This is a genomic window from Eoetvoesiella caeni, from assembly GCF_003315175.1.
Classification (GTDB): Bacteria; Pseudomonadota; Gammaproteobacteria; order Burkholderiales; family Burkholderiaceae_B; genus Eoetvoesia; species Eoetvoesia caeni.
This window is the reverse complement of the sequence record NZ_QNRQ01000002.1, coordinates 422,799-438,080: the sequence shown is the minus strand read 5'-3', so window position 1 is coordinate 438,080 and position 15,282 is coordinate 422,799. Positions and strand designations below refer to the sequence as shown.

13 protein-coding genes and 1 tRNA gene are annotated in these 15,282 nt (G+C 59.8%); 2 read left to right on the top strand and 12 right to left on the bottom strand.

From position 1 onward, the window contains the following. Window positions 1-13: 13 nt before the first annotated feature. From modA to DFR37_RS05660, 11 genes are all read right to left on the bottom strand, one after another. A complete protein-coding gene (gene modA / locus DFR37_RS05710; RefSeq protein WP_170139837.1) occupies window positions 14-769 on the bottom strand; it encodes a molybdate ABC transporter substrate-binding protein in 756 nt (251 codons plus the stop codon). A gap of 75 nt (window positions 770-844) precedes the next feature. After that, window positions 845-1,906 (bottom strand): selenide, water dikinase SelD, encoded by a 1,062-nt coding sequence (gene selD / locus DFR37_RS05705; protein ID WP_113932431.1) that lies wholly within the window; start codon window positions 1,904-1,906, stop codon window positions 845-847. Window positions 1,907-1,989: 83 nt separating this feature from the next. After that, a tRNA-Sec gene (locus tag DFR37_RS22955) sits at window positions 1,990-2,085 on the bottom strand. A 57-nt stretch (window positions 2,086-2,142) separates the two neighbouring features. After that, the gene (gene selB / locus DFR37_RS05700) at window positions 2,143-4,071 is read right to left on the bottom strand and encodes a selenocysteine-specific translation elongation factor (protein ID WP_113932253.1); all 1,929 of its coding nucleotides are present in this window, start codon (window positions 4,069-4,071) and stop codon (window positions 2,143-2,145) included. Then, window positions 4,068-5,495, bottom strand: coding sequence for an L-seryl-tRNA(Sec) selenium transferase (gene selA / locus DFR37_RS05695; protein ID WP_113932252.1), 1,428 nt, complete (start codon window positions 5,493-5,495; stop codon window positions 4,068-4,070). The genes selB and selA overlap by 4 nt, the downstream gene beginning before the upstream one ends. A 7-nt stretch (window positions 5,496-5,502) precedes the next feature. Next, window positions 5,503-6,426, bottom strand: coding sequence for a formate dehydrogenase accessory protein FdhE (gene fdhE / locus DFR37_RS05690; protein WP_113932251.1), 924 nt, complete (start codon window positions 6,424-6,426; stop codon window positions 5,503-5,505). A gap of 123 nt (window positions 6,427-6,549) precedes the next feature. Beyond that, entirely contained in the window at window positions 6,550-7,197 is a 648-nt protein-coding gene (locus DFR37_RS05685; protein WP_113932250.1) for a formate dehydrogenase subunit gamma, read from the bottom strand. Next, window positions 7,190-8,089: a formate dehydrogenase subunit beta gene (gene fdxH, locus DFR37_RS05680; RefSeq protein WP_113932249.1), complete on the bottom strand. Its 900-nt coding sequence runs from the start codon at window positions 8,087-8,089 to the stop codon at window positions 7,190-7,192. Before fdxH ends, DFR37_RS05685 begins: the two co-directional genes overlap by 8 nt. 10 nt (window positions 8,090-8,099) lie before the next feature. Then, window positions 8,100-11,168, bottom strand: a complete 3,069-nt coding sequence (gene fdnG / locus DFR37_RS05675; RefSeq protein ID WP_147251587.1) for a formate dehydrogenase-N subunit alpha — start codon at window positions 11,166-11,168, stop codon at window positions 8,100-8,102. A gap of 34 nt (window positions 11,169-11,202) precedes the next feature. Further along, window positions 11,203-11,655, bottom strand: a complete 453-nt coding sequence (locus DFR37_RS05665; RefSeq protein WP_113932246.1) for a RidA family protein — start codon at window positions 11,653-11,655, stop codon at window positions 11,203-11,205. A 213-nt stretch (window positions 11,656-11,868) separates the two neighbouring features. Beyond that, window positions 11,869-12,573: a glutathione binding-like protein gene (locus tag DFR37_RS05660; RefSeq protein WP_113932245.1), complete on the bottom strand. Its 705-nt coding sequence runs from the start codon at window positions 12,571-12,573 to the stop codon at window positions 11,869-11,871. Window positions 12,574-12,745: 172 nt separating this feature from the next. Between DFR37_RS05660 and yedE the strand changes: the two genes are divergently transcribed. Further along, on the top strand, window positions 12,746-14,005 hold the full coding sequence (gene yedE, locus DFR37_RS05655) for a selenium metabolism membrane protein YedE/FdhT (RefSeq protein WP_276330266.1): 1,260 nt from the start codon (window positions 12,746-12,748) through the stop codon (window positions 14,003-14,005). 19 nt (window positions 14,006-14,024) lie between these two features. After that, complete coding sequence (gene yedF / locus DFR37_RS05650) at window positions 14,025-14,264, top strand: sulfurtransferase-like selenium metabolism protein YedF (RefSeq protein ID WP_113932244.1); 240 nt, start codon at window positions 14,025-14,027, stop codon at window positions 14,262-14,264. Window positions 14,265-14,278: 14 nt separating this feature from the next. On the opposite strand, the gene DFR37_RS05645 is transcribed toward yedF, so the two are convergent. Beyond that, complete coding sequence (locus DFR37_RS05645) at window positions 14,279-15,253, bottom strand: amidohydrolase family protein (RefSeq protein WP_113932243.1); 975 nt, start codon at window positions 15,251-15,253, stop codon at window positions 14,279-14,281. Between the last annotated feature and the right edge of the window lie 29 nt (window positions 15,254-15,282).

Sequence of the window (15,282 nt, the reverse complement as noted above, 5' to 3'; positions counted from 1 at the left end):
GGCTCCAGTCTTCTTACAGGCCGTAGCCATACGACTCGATGATGGCGTGCGCCTTGCTGCCTTTCAGATACTCAAGCAAGGCTTTCGCAGCCGCGTTGCTCTCGCCCTTTTTCAGCAATACGGCGTCCTGAAGAATGGGGTCGTGCATATCCTGCGGCACGATCCAGGCCGAACCGCTGGTAACCTTGCCGTCCTTGAATACCTGCGACAGCGCCACAAAGCCCAGCGGCGCATTGCCGGTAGCGACGAACTGATAGGTCTGGGCAATGTTTTCGCCCTGCACCAGCCGTGACTGCCACGAGTCCATCACGCCAAGCTTGGTCATGGTTTGAATGGCGGCCGTGCCGTAGGGCGCAGTCTTGGGATTGGCAATCGCCAAGTGCGGGGCTTTGCTGGTTTTCAGCACCTCGCCCTTGGCGTCTACCGTTTTGTCGTCCTTGCTCCACAACACCAACGTGCCCTTGGCGTAGGTAAAACGCGCTCCCGGCACGGTTGCATTTTCAGCGTCCAGCTTGGCGGGTGTTTTGGAGTCGGCGGCCAGGAACACTTCGAACGGCGCGCCATGGCTGATTTGCGCATAGAACTTGCCGGTTGCGCCGAACGACAGCTTGGCCACATGGCCGGTGTCCTTGGCGAACTGTGCCGCAATATCCTGCATCGGCGCGGTAAAGTTGGCGGCCACAGCCACCTGCACTTCATCGGCCATGACCGGCAAGGACAACATTGCGGCAGCGGCCAGGGCAATTGCTTTATGGCAGATCGATAACATCTCCGGCTTTCCTTTTTCAGAGGATTATGAAAGGTACATAACGGCCGATAAAGCCTCGGACATTATTAAAAGGGCTTATATAACGCGCACTTTTGGTTCGCCACTACTAAGTTCGCCGATAACGGTGGCTTGGTCGAAGCCTTCGGACCTGAATATATCCAGTACGGCGGCAACCGCGTCGGGCGCGCAGGCCACCAGCAGTCCCCCTGAAGTCTGGGGGTCCGTCAATAATGCCTGGGACGCATCGTCAATAGCCGCCGGCAAGTCGATGGACTGGCCGTATGCCACCCAATTGCGCCCCGACGCTCCGGTAACCATGCCCTGCTCGGCCAAGGCGCGCACCCCCGGCAACCAGGGCAAGTCGTTCAAGCGTATGGCTGCATTCAGATTCGAGCCGCGCGCCACTTCCAGGGCATGGCCCAGCAAGCCAAAGCCGGTTACATCGGTCATGGCATGCACGCCCGGCAACGCCGCCAGCGCCACGCCCGGCGTATTCAACTTGGTTGTACTGGCCAGCATGGCGGCATAACCGGCTTCATCCAGGCAGTTCTTTTTAAGCGCGGCCGACATTATGCCTACCCCCAGGCCCTTGCCCAGGATCAGCACGTCGCCAGGCCGCGCGTCCATATTGCGCCTGATGCGGTCGGGATGCGCCAGGCCCATGACCGCCAGGCCGTAGATGGGCTCGACCGAATCAATGGAGTGCCCGCCGGCAACCGGAATGCCCGCCTCGACGCACACCGATGCCCCGCCTTCAAGTATGCGGGCAATGTCTTCTTTGGGCAGAACGTTGATGGGCATGCCGACTATGGCCAGCGCCATAATGGGCGAGCCGCCCATGGCGTAGATGTCGGACAGCGCGTTGGTTGCGGCAATGCGCCCAAAATCGTAAGGGTTGTCGACGATGGGCATGAAAAAATCGGTGGTGGCGATAAGCGCCTGATCGGCATTGAGCTTATATACCGCAGCGTCGTCCGACGTTTCGGTGCCGACCAGCAAGTTCGGGTAAATGTGCCCCGCCGGCATATTGGCCAGCAGTTCGGACAGCACGCCCGGCGCTATTTTGCAGCCGCAACCGCCCCCATGCGAAAGCGAAGTCAATCGAGGTGTGTCGGTAATAGCTGACGATTGCGTCATGGTGGTCTCCCAGGCAAAATGCGCCGGCAAGACCAGCCTTGCAAACGCCCGCCGTACAGCCTGCTTCAGTTGCGGCGATAAAGTGGCGGAAAGCAGCAGGAGTCGAACCTACCTGGGAACGTCTGACGCCCCCAACTGGGTTTGAAGCCCAGCCGCGCCACCGGGCACGAATGCTTTCCATCAAGGCCGTATGATAGCGCCTGCCTGCATGCTGCGGATTGCGCCGGCGCAAACTATTACTGCGACGGCCCCGCAAAAGCCATGCCCTCGTCGCGCAACACATGCTTGTCGCGCAAGCGGCGGGTATAGCCAATACGATCGAAGAACTCCAACACCTGAATGGCTCTTTTGCGCCCAAGTCCCGTGGCATCGCGAAATCTGGCCGCGCCGATTCCTTCAGGCCCGCCAAGCTCGCCAACCAATGCCGCCAGCGCCGCGATCCGCTCATGGTGATAAAACAAATCGCGCACCACCTGGTACAGCTCGCCGCGCCGGACCAGTTTACGCAATACCTGGCGCAGCATATCTTCAGGCTGGCCCACGCTTTGCGCCAGGTCGCGCACCCAGGGAGGGTCGAACTTGCCGGCATGGATCAACGGCAGCAGTTGCTGGACCAGGCCGGCTTCAGCATCGGACAAAACAACGGCATGCCCGGCCAAATGCAGCCAGGAGCCGTTGCGCGCCATGCGGCCCTGGCCCAGCATCTCGTCGCGCAGCGACAGCCATAGCGGCTGGGAAAGCGCAGGCAAGGCCATACGCCGCAAGCGCGAAGACTCCACTCCCGGCTCATCCGGCGAAGTACGGTGGAAAACTTCCAGAACCCCTGCAACCTTGTCCGCCAGGGCCGCCCAATGTTCTCGCAAGATCAAGGTGCGCGGCGCCTGTCCGCCATGCCCGGCTATCCAGACGGCCTCGGCGGGCGGCGCCAGGCCGCGGGTATCGCAGCCCGTCAAATGCATCAGCGTGTTTTCGTCCAGGCCATGCCTGGCCTGCGCCAGCAGCACCTCTATGCCGGCTCCGTCCAGCATGGCCTGCATGGCGCCCAGCCAGGCCAGCCGCTGCGGCGCGCGCCGCTTGCGGTCGGGAGCATTGGCATCCAGCACCACGCCCCCGCCCACCGTCTGATTGGCCTGCGCATTGCGCGCAATATAGCGGTCGCCCGGCATGGCGCATACCGGTTCGTCGAACACCAATTGCACTGTACCGCTATGTCCCGGCAACAAAGAGGCGGGTTCAAGCGGCACAATATGCGCCACGTAATGCGCAGCCCCCAAATGGATGTGCAGCGGCGACCAGGCCCGCACCGGCTGCCCGGCCGCGCCCAATAGCTGCATGCTTACGTCTACATGGCGCGACGGCTCAAAGCAGCGGGCATCCGCTATCCAGGCACCCCGCTCGATCGACTCTTTGCTCACGCCGGCCAGATTCAAGGCACAGCGCTGGCCCGCAAGCCCTTGCTCGCTGGACTGGTTCTGCGCGTGAATACTGCGCACCCTAACGGGCTGGCCGGCAGGCATCAGGCGCAACTCGGCTTCTTCATTGCCCACCCTCACCGCACCCGCATGCACGGTACCGGTGACGACCGTGCCATGGCCTTGCAAAGTGAACACGCGATCCACCGCCAAGCGGAACAAGCCGGCGGCATTATGCGCCGCCATGCCGGTGGCCCGCGCATGTAAGTAGCCGCGCAGGGCCGCTATTCCCGGCTCGTCCGGTGCCGCCGCATTCACGGGAAAAACGGGCGCGTCAGCCAAGAACGTCCCTGCCGTCAATTCGGCGATCTCGCACCGCACCGCCTCCTGCCGTGCCGTATCGGCCCTGTCCACTTTGTTCAGCGCCACAGCCCCGTGCCTAACGCCCAGCAACGACAAGATGGCCAGGTGCTCGCGCGTTTGCGGCATGACGCCGTCGTCGGCGGCCACCACCAGCAGGCCGAAGTCGATGCCGCTGGCTCCGGCCGCCATCGTGTGCACCAGGCGCTCGTGCCCCGGAACGTCGATAAAACCCAATATGTCGCCGTTATCCAGCGGCGTATAGGCATAGCCCAGTTCGATGGAAATGCCGCGCGCCTTCTCTTCTTTGAGCCTGTCGGTTTCCACTCCGGTCAAGGCACGAACCAAGGTGGTCTTGCCATGGTCGATATGGCCGGCGGTACCAATGATCATTCAGCCAGGGCCTCCAGCTGCTTTGCGAAAGCGGCTTCATCGGTTTCTTCCAGGCAGCGCAGGTCCAGCCACAGGGCATCGTCGGCAATCCGGCCTATGACAGGGCGCGGCAAGCCGCGCAAGCGCGCCTCAAGCCGGTCAAGATGGCGCCCGGCCCGGCCCCCGCCCGCATAAGCAATCTTCAGCCCATGGCTGGGCAATTGGTCTATGGGCAAGGCGCCGCTTCCGATTTGGCTGAACATGGGGGCGTCCTGCGCGATATACGTCTGCCCCAGCGCCTGCTGCAATACCGGCAGCAAACGCTGCGCCTGTTGCATCATCGGCTCGCGCGGCCGTGTCAGGAGCCTTAGCGTAACAAGCCGCCCGGCCAAAAACTCTGGAGCGCGGTACAAGGCCAGCACGGGCTCAAGCGCGGCCAATGTCAACTTGCCCACGCGCAACGCGCGTTTCAAAGGGTTCTTCTTGATCTTGCGGATCAGGTCGGCACGCCCCACCAGCAGGCCCGCCTGGGGACCGCCCAGCAGCTTGTCGCCGCTGAACGTAACGATGTCGGCGCCGGCCTGTACCGTTTCGCGCACGGTGTCTTCGCGCGGCAGCCCCCATTGGGTCAGATCGACCAAGGTGCCGCTACCCAGGTCGACGGCTGTCGGTATCCCGTGCCGGGCGCCAATGGCCGCTACGTCGGCCACCGCCACGCTTTTCGTGAACCCGGTCACCGCATAGTTGCTGCAATGGACTTTCATCAACATGGCCGTGCGCGGATTGATTGCGTTTTCGTAGTCGGCCTCATGGGTGCGATTGGTGGTGCCGACCTCGACCAGGCGGGCGCCGGCCCGCTGCATGATGTCCGGTATGCGAAATGCTCCGCCGATCTCGACAAGTTCGCCGCGCGACACCACCACCTCGCGCCGGTTGCCCAGCGCATTAAGCATAAGCAGTACCGCAGCGGCGTTGTTATTGACCACGGTGGCCGCCTCAGCGCCGGTCAGCTCGCAGATAAGGTCTTCGATAAGGTCGTCGCGATCGCCGCGCCGGCCGGTGGCAAGGTCGAACTCGAGATTGGCCGGCATCGTCAAAGCGCGCACGACTGCGTGCACCGCCTCTTGCGGCAACAAGGCCCGGCCCAGATTGGTATGCAACACCGTGCCGGTCAGGTTGTAAACGCCCTGCAGGCGGCTTTTTGCAGACTGCGCAAGCTGGTCTTGCAAGCCAAGAATCAACGCTTGCGCCTGCAAGGCCTCGCGCGCCAAAATGCCGGCCAGGGCCTTTTCGCGCAAGCCGTCCAGCATGCCGCGCAAGGCCGCGGTTACCTGGGTGCGCCCGTACTGCTCGAGCAAAGGCTTGGCCAGCGGCGCGTTCAGCAGGCGGTCGACCGAGGGAATATCGGCGGCCGACGCCAGGTCTGCATGGTGTATCGCCCCCATGATTGTCCTACGGATGTTGCCACAGCAAAGGATTGGCGCTGGCGCGCAAATACCCCTCTTCGCCCATCAGGACGTCAAGCGGCAAAGTGGCCAGATCGTCGGCAACCGCTTCGAAATACTGGTCTTTGTCGTGATAGAAAATTTTGCGGTACGTATGGCAATGATCGCAAGATTCGGCCTTGATGCCCTCGGGGCCGCCTTCGATGGAGTGATACGCGATGCCTTCGGTCTGTTCACAATGTGAACACGTGACACGCACCAGATGCCACTGGGTCGAACACAAAGAGCAGCACAAATAACGGCAGCCGTCCCGTTGGCCTCCGATGCGCACCACACTGGCAACCGGCAGGCTGGCGCATACCGGGCACACGCCGAAAGGGCTGACAACCGGCAACTGCCGTTCGTCGAAGCGGCCGGCCAGATCGGTCCAGTACACCTGCAGGGCAGCCATGACAAATGGCGCCATGGCGCTGTCGACCTCGCCGTCGCGTTCGGCCAGGACCGCGTCGGCCATGGTTTCGAGGGCGGCGCTGTCCTCATGGGCCAGGCGCTTGAGCTGCGCACACACCTTGGCCGCGGGCTCGGGTACGCCGGCGCCCGCCACATGGTCGAGCATCGCCACAAGCATGCCCCGCCACGCGGGGTCGCGCTGCCAGCCTATGGCTTGCATCGGCGGCATGCCGTGAGCCTGTGCCAGAGACAACCGCTCGGCGGGAGCCTCGGGGGCGGAAAAGCCGCTAAGAACACGCTGTTGCGCATCGACCAGCTTGGCCATCAGCAATAGGTAAGCCGAAGCCGGATTATCCTGCGCCAGATGACGCAAGCGCGCGGCCCTGTCAGCAAAAACCGTAGCGCGCACTGGCAGGCCAAAACGGGGAATTGCGGTGTGATCCAGGCTTTCGATTTCGCCACGCGAGAGAATTCGCTGCAAAGTATTCTCCTAAAACCATGGCTGCCCATCCAAGGGCAGCCATGTGAATGCCTCGGCCTGGCGGCCGGGACGCCTACGTAACCGTATGTCCGGATCCTGACTTGCAGGCGGACATACGCAACGCTATTTGTCGACCGCCGGCTTGCCGCGCACTTCCCGGAACCAGGCCCTGTGATGCTTCCATGCCCAGCCCGGCGACACCGTACCGCGCGTCATGGCCCGCACCGATCCTTTGACCCAAATGCCCGCATAGATATGCACAATAATGGCGCATATCAGAAGGAACGCAAACAAAGCATGCAACAACGAGGCCAGGCGGATTGTTTCAACTGAAAAGTAGTCCTGAAAATACACGCGCCAAATCACCACGCCGCTGATCAACAAGACAATCATAAAGATGATCAACGCAAAATACAGCACCTTCTGTCCTGCGTTGTAACGCCCGACCTCGGGCAGTTTCTCGTCGCGTGCATTGACCACATCGCCGATCTGGCGCAGCCACTGCCTGTCTTGCTTGGTCATGCGGTTGTTGCCCCACATGCGTGCGGCAAACACCGCGAAGCAAAGAAACATCAACACGCCCACAAAGGGGTGCAGAATGCGCGTCCAGGTTCCGCCCCCGAATAGATTGCTTAGCCAGAAAAAAGCCGGATGGAACAACGCCAACCCTGACAAAGCCAGCAAAACGAAGGTGATGGCAATGATCCAATGATTGATGCGCTGGCTTGCTGTGTAGCGCACGATAAGCCTGGATTTATTGAGGTCATTCATGATGCTCTTCCTCCTGGGCCCGGCGCTCGTCTTCTGCGTCCGTTTCGTTGGGGCCTGTACGAATGTAATGGAAGAAGCCTGCCAAGGCGGTCAGGGCCATGGCCGCCACGCCCAGGGGCTTGGCTATGCCTTTCCAGACGGACACCATGGGGTCGATGACAGGGTCTTTCGGCAAGTCGCTATACAGCTCTGGCTTGTCCGCATGATGCAGTACATACATGACGTGCGTGCCGCCCACGCCTTGCGGATCGTACAGCCCGGCATTTTCGAAGCCGCGCGACTTCAGGTCGACGATGCGTTCGGCCGCGTGCAGCTTCATGTCTTCTTTGGTGCCGAAAACAATGGCGCCCGTTGGACAGGTCTTCACGCAGGCCGGCTCCTGGCCCACCGCCACCCGGTCGGAACACAAAGTGCATTTATAGGCCTTGTGGTCTTTCTCGGCGATGCGGGGAACGTCAAACGGACACCCTGTTACACAGTAGCCGCAACCTATGCAGTTTTCTTCGTGGAAGTCCACAATGCCGTTGTTGTACTGAATAATGGCGCCCGGCGACGGGCAGGCCTTGAGACAGCCTGGATCCTCGCAATGCATGCAGCCGTCCTTGCGGATCAGCCATTCCAGATCGCCCTGCTGGTTTTCGTATTCGGAAAACCGCATGACAGTCCAGGAGTTTTCGGTAAGGTCGGCCGGGTTGTCATACACCCCGACATTCAGGCCGATTTCGTCGCGCAGGTCGTTCCACTCCATACAGGCCACCTGACAGGCTTTGCAGCCTATGCATTTGGTCGTGTCGATAAGCTTGGCGACGCCCCCCGTGGAGGGCTCGCGTATGCCGGGAGGAGGCGTGGTAGTAGCAGAACGCCGCTTGATATCAAGTGATTGCAATGCCATGGCTGTTCTCCTATACCTTCTCGACCTTGACCAGGAACGACTTGGACTCGGGGGTTTGCGTATTTCCATCGCCCACCGACGGGGTCAGGGTATTCGCCAAAAACCCCGGCTTGGCCAGGCCGACGAACCCCCAGTGGATGGGAATGCCCACTTGGTGCACAGTCTTGCCCTCGATCGTCAGCGCCTTGATCCGCTTTGTAACCAGCGCCACCGCCTTGATATAGCCACGGTTGGAAGACACCTTCACTTCCGAGCCGTTGGGAATATCGAGCTCTTTGGCCAGCGCCTCGCCGATCTCGACGAATTGCTGCGGCTGCAATATGGAGTTGAGCTGCACGTTCTTGGTCCAGAAGTGGAAGTGCTCGGTCAGGCGGTAGGTCGTTCCCACATGCGGGAACTGTTCGGCCTTGCCCATTGCCGCCAAATCGTCCTTGAAGATGCGGGCCGCCGGATTATTGACGGAACGCTTCTCTTTCGGACTAAGCGGGTTATAGCCCAGCGGAGTTTCGAAGGGCTCGTAGTGCTCGGGGAAAGGTCCTTCAGCCATGCTCTTGCGGGCGAAAAAGCGCGCAACGCCCTCGGGGTTCATGATGAACGGCCCCATGCCGGCGGCGGGATTTTCATCCAGCTTGAAGTCGGGCACGTCGGCCCCGACCCAGGACTTGCCGTTCCATGAAATCAGATTGCGTTTTGGATTCCAGGGTTTGCCTTGCAGGTCGGCTGAAGCCCGGTTGTACAGAATGCGCCGGTTCGCCGGCCAGGACCAGGCCCAGTTCAGCGTCTGGCCTATGCCTGTCGGGTCGCTGTTGTCGCGCCGGGCCATGAGGTTGCCGTCCTGGGTCCAGGCTCCGCAATAGATCCAGCAGCCGCTGATGGTGGACCCGTCGTCGCGCAACTCGCCAAAGCTTGACAGTTGCTCGCCCGCCTTGCGCAGCACCTTGGAAGAATCGGCAGGGTCGGTAAGGTCGGTCAGTGCCCGGCCCGAATACTCTTTGGCCAGCTCGGCAGCCGTCGGGAATTCGGGGTTCTTGTAGGGCCACCACAATTTAAGGATAGGTTCGGGGAACTTGCCTCCTTCGGTCTGGTAGAGCTTGCGTATGCGCGCAAACAGCAACGCCATGATCTCGATGTCGCTTTTTGCTTCGCCCGGGGGTTCCGCCCCCTGCCAGTGCCATTGCAGCCAGCGGCCCGAGTTGACCAGAGCGCCTTCCTCTTCAGCGAAACAGGTAGTGGGCAGCCGGAAGACTTCGGTCTGGATGCTGGCGGTGTCCACATCGTTGTATTCGCCCACATTGCGCCAGAACTCTGACGTTTCAGTGGCCAGCGGATCCATGATGACCAGGAACTTGAGCTTGGCAAGAGCCTCGAGCTGCTTCTGTTTGTTTGGCGAGGCCGCCAGTGGGTTGAAGCCTTGGCATATATAGCCATTGACCTGGCCTTTATGCATCAGCTCGAACACCTGCAACATGTCGTACAGTTTGTCCAGCTTGGGCAGGTAGTCGTAGCCCCAGTTGTTTTCAGCTGTTGCGGCGTCGCCCCACCACGCCTTCATCAGGCTGACGTGGAACTTCTTGTAGTGGCGCCAATAGCTAAGTTGATTGGGCCGCAAGGGTTGCTGCGCGCGCGCTCCTATGTAGTCGTCAAAGGACTGTTCGCCGTCCTTGGGCAAGGTCAGATAGCCCGGAAGCAGGTCGGACATAAGCCCCAGGTCGGTCAGGCCCTGGATGTTGGAGTGGCCGCGCAGCGCATTCATGCCGCCGCCCGCAACGCCGATATTGCCCAGCAACAGCTGCACCATGGCGCCCGTACGGATGATTTGCGAGCCTATCGTGTGCTGCGTCCAGCCCAGCGCGTACATGATGGTAGCCGTTCTGTCGGTGCCGGCCGTCGAGGCCAGCATTTCACAGACCTTCAGGAACTTTTCTTTGGGCGTTCCGCAAGCACTGGAAACCATATCGGGCGTATAGCGCGAATAGTGTTTCTTCAATAGCTGATACACCGTGCGCGGGTGCTGCAGCGTGCTGTCGGTCTTTACATAGCCGTCGTCGCCGCGTTCGTAGTCCCACGAGTCCTTGTCGTAGCTGCGTTTTTCTTCGTTGTAGCCCGAATACAGGCCGTCTTCGAATTTATAGTCTTCGCGGACAATAAAGGAGAAGTCGGTGTAGTTGCGAACGTATTCGTGCTGGATCTTATCGTTGTCGAGCAGGTACTTGATAACCCCGCCCAAAAAGATAATGTCGGTGCCGGTACGTATGGGCGCGTAGAAGTCCGCCACGGATGCCGAACGCGTAAAGCGCGGATCCACGACGATCAGCTTGGCGTTGTTATGCGCCTTGGCTTCGGTGACCCATTTGAACCCGCAAGGGTGGGCCTCGGCGGCATTTCCGCCCATGATAAGCACTACATCCGCATTCTTGATGTCGACCCAATGATTCGTCATCGCTCCACGGCCAAACGTCGGGGCAAGACCTGCCACCGTCGGACCATGTCAGAAACGAGCTTGGTTGTCGAATCCAAGAATACCCATACTACGGACGACCTTGTGGGTTACATACCCAACTTCGTTGCTGCTGGCCGAAGCAGCCAGCATGCCGGTGGTCGTCCAGCGATTGACGGTTTTACCGTCGTCCGTTTTCTCGATGAAGTTGGCATCGCGGTCGGCTTTCATGAGCTTGGAGATGCGGCTTAGTGCGTCTTCCCAGGACATGCGCTGCCATTTGTCGGAGCCCGGCGCGCGGTACTCGGGATACTGCAGGCGGTTGGGGCTGTGGATGAAGTCGATAAGACCCGCACCCTTGGGGCAAAGCGTGCCGCGATTGACGGGGTGGTCGGAGTCGCCCTCGATATGGACAATACTGGCCTTGGCGTTTTTGGCGCCATCGCCCAGGCTGTACATAAGTACTCCACAGGCAACAGAACAATAGGGACAGGTATTGCGCGTTTCCTTCATGCGCGACAGTTTGTACTGTCTGACTTCGGCCAGGGCCGGGCTGGGCGCTGCCCCCAGCAAGGCCAGGCTGGAGCTTGCCAGCGTAGTACTTGTCACCTTGAAGAATTGGCGCCGAGTCAAATTGACCATGGAGCTCTCCGGATGATTAATGGGAGGTGGGACGTTAAAGGTCTTGCAAAGGAACCACCGCAGTGGCTTCGATTTCAAACAGCATGCTTTCCAGGGCCAGGCATGGCACGGGAATAAGAGTACAGGCCGGCGCTTTGCGGCCGTCTAGAAAACGTTGAAAATGTTTGCCGTATATTTGCAACCGCTGCATGGAGTGGTCGACGATGAACACCGAGATCTTGGCAAGATGGCCGGCATCGGCGCCGACGCTGGCAAGCGCTTTTTGCAGGTTGCCAAGGGCTTGTTCTACCTGGGACTCGAAGTCGGGGGCAATTTCGCCCTGCTCGTTTTCGCCGCCCTGGCCCGCTATATACACAAAGCGTGCAGGCGTCTCGACCACCGCCAAATGTGAATAGCCAAAACCGCTGGGATCGTACAGGCCGGGGGGGTTAACCAGAGTAGGCTGGCCTGCGACAACGGAAAGAAGCTCGGTGGAAATTTCAGGCATTGGCAGAACCTTTAATCAATAAACAAACAATCTGTTAATCAAAAATTAAAAAGCCGGCTACACAATGAGGACTGAACCCTACTTTAGCCCAATCCCCAATAAAGTCAAGCCCTTCCTGCTTTTAAATATGCCTATGCCTGCCTCGAACCCAAGGCAGGCATAGGTAACTTCGGGCAGTATGCACTGCCCGGCCTGAATTGTTTTTGCGTTATATCAACTACGCTTGGGACTATCCAGTCCGCGCGCGACGGCCGGCCGCGCCAGGAAAGCATCCAGTACGCGCGTCACGTTCGGAAAGTCGGCTATCCCCACAAGCTCGGCCGCCTCGTAAAAGCCAATAAGATTGCGCACCCAAGGAAAAGTCGCAATGTCGGCAATGCTGTAGTCGTCGCCCATGATCCAGGCCCGGCCGGTCAAACGCTGCTCGAGCACGGCCAGCAAACGCTTCGACTCGGCCACATAGCGGTCGCGCGGCCGCTTGTCTTCATAGTCCTTGCCGGCAAACTTGTTGAAGAATCCCACCTGGCCGAACATGGGGCCGATGCCGCCCATCTGGAACATAAGCCACTGTATCGTCTCGTAACGCAGCGCGGCGTTTTGCGGCATGAATTGGCCGGTCTTCTCGGCCAGATAAATAAGTATCGCCCCCGACTCGAACAGGCCCAGCGGCTTGCCGCCAGGTCCTTTCGGGTCGATGATGGCCGGAATTTTATTATTGGGGTTCAGCGACATGAACTCCGGCGAGGTCTGGTCGTGCGTATCGAATTTGACCAAATGGGGCTCATAGAGCAGCCCCATTTCCTCGAGCATGATCGACACCTTCACGCCATTGGGCGTGGGCAGGGAATAAAGCTGAATGCGGTCGGGATGCTGCGCCGGCCATTTCTTGGTAATGGGAAATGCGGAAAGATCTGTCATGGTGCAAGAGACTCAATAGGCGTCAGGAACAATAGGCGCACGCCAAGGTGCGCCCCGCGAAAAAGCAAGAATCATTATGGCATGGCGGTCTGCGGCGGCTAAAGCCTGGCCGCCGCCCGCCCCCTGCTCAATCTGACGACAGCCCAAGTTTGACGGCGCGGCATTCCGATGCTTGCCTGCGCTGTATGCCAAAATAGCCGTACTTTTGCATACTCAGGCGTCTCAGGCTTCACAAATGCCCACCCATTCCTTGCGTTTTTTCTTCAATCACTACTGGCGCCCCTTTCCCGTGCTGGTGGCAGCCGGTGCACTAAGCGCCATCTACTTTGGACTGACGGGAACAGTTTGGGCGGTAACCGGCGAATTTACCCGCCTTGGCGGACAAATGCTGCATCTTGCCGGCGTCGACACCAGCGACTGGGCCTACTTCAAGCTCGTCAAAATACAAGGCGGCACCTTGTCGCGCACCGACGGCTGGATAGTCTGGGGCATGTTCATCGGCGCGCTCATCACGGTGCTGCTCAGCAATAGCTTCAAGATCCGCATTCCGCAACAAAGACGCCGCTGGGTCCAGGCCCTGGCCGGCGGCATTGTGGCCGGCTTCGGCGCGCGTCTGGCCATGGGGTGCAATCTTGCCGCCTTTTTTACGGGCGTTCCGCAATTCTCGTTCCATGCCTGGATCTTTATTGTCGCCACCGGCCTTGGCACACTGCTGGGCACCCGGCTCATCAAAAACCGCTGGTGGAAAGGCCGGCCCACCTTGACCAAAGGCAAGGCGGCCGCCACTCCGCCGGGCTCGCTTCGCATCCAGCCCGTCGTTGGGGGACTGCTTGCATTGGGCTATGCCTGCCTTATCGTCTACTTCTTCGTCTCCGGACTAAGGCCGCTTGGTATTGCCGCCTTGTTCGGCGCCATGTTCGGCATCCTGATCGAACGCGGCCAGATCTGCTTTACTTCGGCCTTTCGCGACCTATGGATCATGGGCCGCGCCGTCATGTCCAAGGCCATCATTGCGGGCATGGCCTTGAGTGCGGTCATGACCATAATCGTCATCAGCGTTTATGGACTCTCGCCCATTACGCAAATAGCCGCGCCCAGTACTTTTGTGGGAGGCTTGTTGTTCGGCCTTGGCATCGTCATGGCCACAAGCTGCGAAACCGGCATGATGTACCGGCTTATGGAAGGCCAGGTACTTTACCTGGTGGTCTTTATCGGCAATATTGCCGGAGCCACCCTGCTGGCGTATGCCTGGGACCACCTTGGCATTTACAACCTTCTGGTGGCCCCGGGCGAGAAAATCAACCTCGTCAGCAGCATAGGCCCCACCGCGGCAATCGTCATTACCCTGGCAATGCTGGGCTTGCTCTATGCCTACACCCTGTTCCACGAAAAGCGCCACCTCTCTGCCAGTCTGATGGCGGCGCGCGCATAACGATACCGAGGTCCACCCCATGCAAACCGAACTTTCCCCCGACTTCACGCTGGACCTGCGCGGCGAGTCCTGTCCCTACCCCGTCATCTACACCCTTGAAACGCTGGAGAAGCTGGATAAAGGCCAGTTGCTGCATGTCATCACCGACTGTCCCGGCTCATTTCGCAACGTACCCGAAGAAGCCCTGCGCCGAGGCTACACCTTCGCGCAGGAGCCGGTTAAAAATGGCCAGGAGTATTTGTTTTATATCGTGGCGTAGTGGCGTGGCCCGCCTTACAGCTTGAACAAATCAACTGCGTTGGTACGCCCTATCTTCAAGCGGTCGGCTTCGCTGATTGATGTCGCATCGAACCAGTTTGCGGCATGGTCCACATTTTCAAACGGCCAATCGGTCGAAAACAGAATACGGTCGGCGCCGATTTCCAGGATGGCGTCGATCAGCGTCTGTGTACGGAAATTGCCCGACGTCGTCAAATAGAAATTTTCCTGGAAGTATTCCGCGAAGTTGCGTTTGGCGGGATAGCTTTTGGGCGCCTTCGTCCAGCCATTGCGGTTGTCGATGCGCCACATGCTGTAGGGCAAGCCTTCGCCCATATGGCCCAAGATAATCTTCAGGCGGGGATAGCGGTCGAACAGGCCTGACCCCATCAAACGCAGGGCGTGCACGGCCGTTTCCTGGCCAAAGGCCCATGTCGGGCCCAGCAGCCATGGATGTCCTTCGTATATCTGCGCCCAGGCCGGAATGGGGTTGCGCGGGTGCAGATAAAAAGGCACATCCAGTTCTTGCACCGTCTTCCAGAAGCTGTCGAATTGCGGCGCATCGTAATAGACCACGTTGTCCGGCCTGTCCACTTGCGAAAAGCCATTCACCAGCGCTCCGCGAAAGCCCAGGTCCTTGATGCAGCGCTCCAGTTCGCGCGTTGCGCGGTCGGGATCCTGCAAGGGCAGTGCGGCCAGGCCCTGGAAACGGTCGGGGCGCTTTGCCACTTGTTCGGCCAGGAAGTCGTTGGCGCGCGTGGCGATTTCGCATGCCTTGGAAGTTTCGTGTATGGCCTGCACCGCCGGCGCATTCAACGAAAGCAGCATCATTTCCATGCCATGCTCGTCCATCTGGCGCAGGCGGCCCTCGTGGATGTCAAGCAGCCGCTTGCTAAGCTCCTGCCAGCTTTCGTCCGGCAAGAATCCGGCCGAATCGCTCAATGTCTCTGGTATGGCAAAGTGTTCCTCAAGCCCGATTTTTCCGTCCATGGCGGGATTCTCCTTTCTGTTCAGTTAGT